The 6,378-nt window shown below is 63.2% G+C and carries 3 protein-coding genes and 2 pseudogenes; 3 read left to right on the forward strand and 2 right to left on the reverse strand.

Features of this window, described 5'->3' with window-relative positions:
* The first annotated feature begins 61 nt into the window (after positions 1–61).
* Together AAFX91_RS18705 and AAFX91_RS18710 are read left to right on the forward strand one after the other, a co-directional pair.
* On the forward strand, positions 62–1,384 hold the full coding sequence (locus AAFX91_RS18705; protein ID WP_282531369.1) for an ActS/PrrB/RegB family redox-sensitive histidine kinase: 1,323 nt from the start codon (positions 62–64) through the stop codon (positions 1,382–1,384).
* Positions 1,385–1,489: 105 nt separating this feature from the next.
* Positions 1,490–2,044: an ActR/PrrA/RegA family redox response regulator transcription factor gene (locus AAFX91_RS18710; protein WP_027583039.1), complete on the forward strand. Its 555-nt coding sequence runs from the start codon at positions 1,490–1,492 to the stop codon at positions 2,042–2,044.
* Between the two features lie 85 nt (positions 2,045–2,129).
* Here AAFX91_RS18710 and AAFX91_RS18715 read toward each other — a convergent pair.
* A pseudogene (locus tag AAFX91_RS18715) lies at positions 2,130–2,599 on the reverse strand (MmcB family DNA repair protein).
* Between the two features lie 121 nt (positions 2,600–2,720).
* Between AAFX91_RS18715 and AAFX91_RS18720 the strand changes: the two are divergent.
* Positions 2,721–4,416, forward strand: a pseudogene (locus AAFX91_RS18720) (alpha-amylase family protein).
* An 11-nt stretch (positions 4,417–4,427) separates the two neighbouring features.
* Here the strand turns inward: AAFX91_RS18720 and AAFX91_RS18725 are convergent.
* On the reverse strand, positions 4,428–6,092 hold the full coding sequence (locus tag AAFX91_RS18725; RefSeq protein WP_394567376.1) for an alpha-amylase family glycosyl hydrolase: 1,665 nt from the start codon (positions 6,090–6,092) through the stop codon (positions 4,428–4,430).
* Between the last annotated feature and the right edge of the window lie 286 nt (positions 6,093–6,378).

Raw genomic sequence — 6,378 nt, forward strand, 5'->3', positions numbered from 1 at the left:
CGCCGCCACAGCCGGATCACGCGCGTTTGTGATCGAGCTGTCGTGTAGCTAAAGTGAGGATATGACCGACGTAGCCGCCTCAGATTTCCGCCAACCACGCCGCCATGTCCGTCTGGATACGATTCTGCGGCTCCGTTGGCTGGCCGCGCTTGGCCAGCTCGCCGCAATCTTCATCGTCGCCCAGGGCCTGGAATTCGACGTTCCCGTCATCCCCTGCATCGCCATCATCGCGCTGTCGGCGCTGCTCAATCTCGCCCTGCAGATCGCGTTCAACCCGATGCAACGGCTGGAGCCGATCTATGCCGCAGCACTGCTCGCGCTCAATATCGTCGAGCTTGCCGGCCTGTTGTTCCTGACCGGCGGCCTGCAGAATCCGTTCTCGTTCCTGTTCCTGGCGCCGGTCCTGATTTCCGCCACCGCGCTGCCGGTCCGGCTGACGATCGCGCTTGGCTGCCTCGCGGTCGCCTGCGCGTCGGCGCTGGTGTTCTTCCACTTTCCGTTGCCCTGGGACCCCGACGATCCGCTGGTGCTGCAGCCGATCTACCTGTTCGGCGTCTGGCTCTCGATCCTGCTCGCGATCGGTGTCACCAGCCTCTACGCATTCCAGGTCACCGAGGACACGCGAAAGCTTTCGGATGCGCTGGCCGCGACCGAGCTGGTGCTGGCGCGCGAGCAGCATCTGACCCAGCTCGATGGCCTTGCCGCCGCGGCCGCGCACGAGCTTGGCACGCCACTCTCGACCATCTTTCTGATCTCGCGCGAGCTGGAACGTACGGTGCAGGACGGCCCGCTCGCTGCCGATCTGAAGACGCTGCGCGAGCAGGCGCAGCGCTGCCGCGACATCCTGAGCAAGATCACCCAGCTCTCCTCCACCGGAGCGCCGTTCGACCGCATGAAACTGTCGACGCTGATCGAGGAGGCGGTTGCGCCGCACCGCGATTTCGGCGTTGCAATCAAGGTGCGGCTTGCTGTCGCAGTCACCACGGAACCGGTCGGCGCCCGCAATCCCGCGATCCTCTATGGCGTCGGCAACATCCTGGAAAATGCGGTGGATTTCGCCAACCAGACCGTCGAGGTGAATGCCTGGTGGAATGCCGAGACCGTCGAAATCGTCATTTCCGATGACGGCCCCGGCATCGCTCCTGACATGCTGAACCGGATCGGCGAGCCTTATTTGTCGCGGCGCCGCAGCGCGGATGAGGCGCAAAACGGCCGCGCGGGGCTTGGTCTTGGCATTTTCATCGCGCGGACCCTGCTGGAGCGCACCGGCGCCAAGGTCACTTTCACCAATCGCGTGTTTCCCGATCACGGCGCCGTGGTGCAGATCGTCTGGCCGCGCGACGTGTTCGAGACGAGCGAAGCTGCCGACGAAATGATGGGCTGAACACAATTCGACAATTTGACGCATTAACCGACCGGTTTTGGGTGGCCTTGGCATCGCCGCAGTCACACGCCATATCTTTGATGTTGGAGAAGGGATAGCAGAACCGTGAACGCCATCGCCGAACTGAACGATCAAGCCGACCGCTCATTGCTCATCGTCGAGGACGACAAGCCGTTCCTGGAGCGCCTGTCGCGCGCCATGGAGACCCGCGGCTTCACCGTGACATCCTGCGATACTGTGTCCGATGGTCTGGCGCAGATCGGAAAGGCCGCGCCTGCGTTTGCGGTGGTCGATCTGCGGTTGGGCGACGGCAACGGCCTCGACGTCGTCTCCGCATTGAAGCGCAAGCGCCCCGATGCGCGCGCGATCGTGCTCACCGGCTACGGCAATATCGCCACCGCCGTGACCGCGGTGAAGATGGGCGCGATCGACTATCTCTCGAAACCCGCGGACGCCGACGATGTCGTCGCAGCATTGCTCGCGAGCGGCACCGAAAAATCCGAACCACCGGCCAACCCGATGTCGGCCGACCGCGTGCGTTGGGAGCACATCCAGCGCATCTACGAGATGTGCAACCGCAACGTCTCGGAAACCGCGCGCCGGCTCAACATGCACCGCCGAACGCTGCAGCGAATCCTGGCAAAGCGCGCGCCGCGGTAATTTGTAACTAATTCGTAGGGTGGGCAAAGCCAACGGGGCGCGCGTTCGCGCGACCCGTTGGCTTTGCCCACCCTACGCCACCACATCAAAACTCAGCATGCCCCTGCGGGTCGAGCAGGCGGTTGAAGCGCTGCGCGGCGGCCATCGCGAAGCGCAGCGTCATCAGCTTGCGGGTCGGCGCCGGCAGGCGATGCTCCGGCGCCTCGCAATGCAGGTGCGCGCCATAGGCGTCGGCGATGATCAGGCCGGTGTCGGCGGGAAAGATCTCGCACGGCAGATCCTGCGTGAAGGCAAAGAACAGCCGGTCGCAATGGAGGCGATAGTCCTGCCATTTCTGGTCGGCGCGCAAATCCTCTAGCGATGACTTGATCTCGACGATCCAGATCTCGCCGCGCTCGTTCAGCGCCACCAGATCGGCAGCGGCAATTCGCTGATGCAGGAGAACCCGAGCGAGCGCAACAGCCGCGCCGTCCCGCGCGCGATCGCAAGCGCCGTCTCCGACTGGCGACGGTCCGGCGGCGGAACAAGGGCGATGTTGCGAGCGGACGATTCCATTCCAATAACCTACCCGATTCCGTTAGGCCGCCCAACATGGGCGCGGCCTGGAACCCAAGCCTGCCTCTCCGCTTAACAGACGGCCGCTGAATCACCCGGGCGGACCGGCGAGGAAAGCCCTGTGATCGACGATCTCTGGTACAAGAACGGCGTCATCTATTGTCTTTCCGTCGGCACCTACATGGATGCCAATAGCGACGGCGTTGGCGACTTCAAGGGGCTGTTGCGGCGGCTGGATTATCTGCACGGCCTCGGCGTCACCGCGATCTGGCTGATGCCGTTCCAGCCCTCGCCGGGCCGCGACGACGGCTACGACATATCAGATTATTACGGCGTCGATCCGCGCTATGGCACGCTCGGAGACTTCGTCGAATTCACCCACGGCTGCAAGCAGCGTGGCATCCGTGTCATCATCGACCTTGTCGTGAACCACACCTCCGATCAGCATCCCTGGTTTCGCGAGGCGCGCAAGAGCAACGATTCCCGCTATCGGGACTGGTATGTCTGGTCCGACAAGAAGCCGGCGCGTGCCGATACCGGCATGGTGTTTCCCGGCGTGCAGAAGTCGACCTGGAGCAGGGACAAGGAATCCGGCGCCTGGTACTTTCATCGCTTCTACGATTTCCAGCCGGACCTCAACACATCGAATCTGCATGTGCAGGCGGAAATCCTCAAGATCATGGGGTTCTGGATCCAGCTTGGCGTCTCCGGCTTCCGCATGGATGCAGTGCCGTTCGTGATCGCGACCAAGGGACCAAAGGTCAAGAAGCCGGTCGAGCAATACGACATGCTGCGCGCCTTCCGGGAATTCCTGCAATGGCGCGAGGGCGACGCGATCATTCTGGCCGAAGCCAATGTGCTGCCGAAAACCGACATGGAATATTTCGGAAGCGATGGCGACCGGATGCACATGATGTTCAATTTCCAGGTCAACCAGCATCTGTTCTATGCGCTCGCCTCCGCCGACTCGCGCCCGCTTGCAAGAGCGCTCGAGGCGACAAAGCCGCGTCCGGCGACGGCCCAGTGGGGCCTGTTCCTGCGCAACCCATGACGAACTCGATCTCGGCCGCCTGACCGACGCACAGCGCAAGATTGTGTTCAGGGCATTCGGCCCCGACAAGCAGATGCAGCTCTACGATCGCGGCATCCGCCGCCGCCTCGCGCCGATGCTGGGGGGCGACCGGCGCCGGCTTGAGCTTGCGTACAGCTTGATGTGTACGCTGCCGGGCACCCCGGTCTTCCGCTATGGCGACGAGATCGCGATGGGCGACAATCTCGATCTGCCCGAGCGCGGTTGTGCACGCACGCCGATGCAATGGTCGACGGAGCCACATGCCGGATTCACGAAGGGCGACAGGCCGGTCGTGCCCGTCATCGATACCGGCCCTTACGGTTATGAGCACGTCAACGTCGCCAAGCAGCGCCGCGATCCGAATTCAATGCTGAACTGGACCGAACGCATCATCCGCATGCGCAAGGAAGTCCCGGAGGTCGGCTGGGGCGATTTCAGCATCATCGACACGCGCGATCCTGCCATATTCGTGATCCGCTATGACTGGCGCAACAATTCGGTGCTGTTCGTCCATAACCTCGATGACAAGCCGCGCGAGGTGGCGTTTTCGGCCGGGCTTCCCGGTGACACCGGCAAGCTGCTGATCAGTCTTCTCACCGAGGACCACAGCCGCGCCAATGGACGCGGCCAACACCGGCTATTGCTCGAAGCCTATGGCTACCGCTGGTACAGGATGGGCGGGCTCGATTACCTGTTGAAACGCAGCGATATCGATCAGGCCGACAACGGCGGTCACCCGGCCTGACCGACGTCGGATCACTCGCTGCGGTTCACCTCTCCCCGGTCGAGATCGAGAGCATCATGATTTCGATGCCCCGGCGGCGCGATGATGACGCCTTCATTGCCGCGCAGCTCGAGCACGCTTTCGATCGCCTCGCCCTTGCGGTCGAGGAAGGTCGACAGCAGGATTTCGCTGTTGAAGGCGATCGCGCTCGAGGTGACCGCGGCCGGATCGCCCCCTAAGTTCAGCGCCACGATCAGCGCGCCCTCCTCGCCACGCCGGCGATAGAGCAGGATGTCGCCTTGCGCGGCGACCCGTTCATAGCTGCCGGTCACGAGCTGCGGCCATTGCCGCCGGAGCGCGATCAGCGCCTTGTACAGATTGAGGATCGAGGTCTTGTCGGCGCCGAGACTGGCGACGTTTTCGCTCAATGCATCATGGGCGAGCGGCAGCCAGGGCTTTGCGGTCGAGAAGCCGGCATTGGGGTCAGCATCCCATTGCATCGGCGTGCGGCAGCCGTCGCGGCCGACGCCGATACCCGGCACATTCCTCTCGAAGGGATCGCGCACTTCACTGGGCGCGATCGGAACCTGGCGCATGCCGATCTCGTCGCCGTAGTAGAGCGTCGGCGTGCCGCGCAGCGTCAGCAGCAGCATGGCGGCGACGCGCGCCTGTTCCGGCCCGACCCGGCTCGCGACCCGCGGCCGGTCGTGATTGCCGAGCACCCAGTTCGGCCATGCGCCCGGCGGCAGCGCCTTCTCATAATCCTCGATGATCCGCTCGATCGAGCGCGCACTCCACAAGGTCGACAGCAGCGCGAAGTTGAACGGCATCTGCGCGCCGGTGAGATCGTTGCCGTAATAAGCGACGAGGCGATGCAGCGGCAGATAGATCTCGCCGATCAGCACGCGGTCATCGAACTCGTCGGTGACGCGCCGCATCTCGGCGATCACCTCGTGCACCTCCGCCTGGTCGGTGGAATATTGCGTCAGGATCTTCTCATGCGGCGGCCGGCCCTCGTGATAATGCGGGTTGGGCGGGTTGTCGCGAAACTTGGCGTCCTTGATCAGATGCCAGATGACGTCGACGCGGAAGCCGTCGACGCCCTTGCCGAGCCAGAACCGCATGACGTCATAGATCGCCGCCCGGACCTCCGGATTGCGCCAGTTCAGGTCAGGCTGCTGCGCCAGGAAGGCGTGGTAGTAATATTGCCCGCTCTCGCTGTCATATTCCCAGGCGCTGCCGCCGAATTCCGACAGCCAATTGTTCGGCGGTCCGCCGCCCGGCTTCGGATCGCGCCAGATGTACCAGTTGCGCTTGGGGTTATCGCGCGAGCTTCGCGATTCGATGAACCAGCGGTGCTGGTCCGAGGTGTGATTCGGCACGAGATCGAGAATCAGCTTGAGCCCCGCGTCGTGGGCTGCCGCGACCAACGTGTCGAAATCCTCCATCGTGCCGAACTGCGGATCGATGCCGGTATAGTCGGAAATATCGTAGCCGAAATCGGCCATCGGCGACGGATAGATCGGCGACAGCCAGAACGCGTCGACGCCAAGTTCTCTGAGATACGGCAGCCGCCGCAAAATTCCCTTGAGGTCCCCGACCCCGTCGCCGTTGGAATCCTGAAACGAGCGCGGATACACCTGATAGAAGACGCCGCGCCGCCACCAATCTTTTTCAATATCGCCCAAATCACTCATATCGCCACGTCACCCTTCAATTCAGGCTTGAACGTGGCAACATGCTACCGTGTGGCGAGTTCACACGAGATTTCGTTGATCACAGACCGAGCCGCGAGCTCCGCTTCACCTCGCCCCGCCTGTGGGGAGAGGTCGGATCGCATCGCAGATGCGATCCGGGTGAGGGGGAGCCTCCGCGAGTCCTCCTGTCACCGTATTCGCGGAGAGAGCCCCTTGTATCTGCACGGGCATGATTTGTGCGATGGAAGCGATTTAGCGTCTTGGCCGGTGGCCACCGGCCAAGACG

It is taken from the genome of Bradyrhizobium sp. 31Argb, from assembly GCF_043638955.1.
Lineage (GTDB): Bacteria > Pseudomonadota > Alphaproteobacteria > Rhizobiales > Xanthobacteraceae > Bradyrhizobium.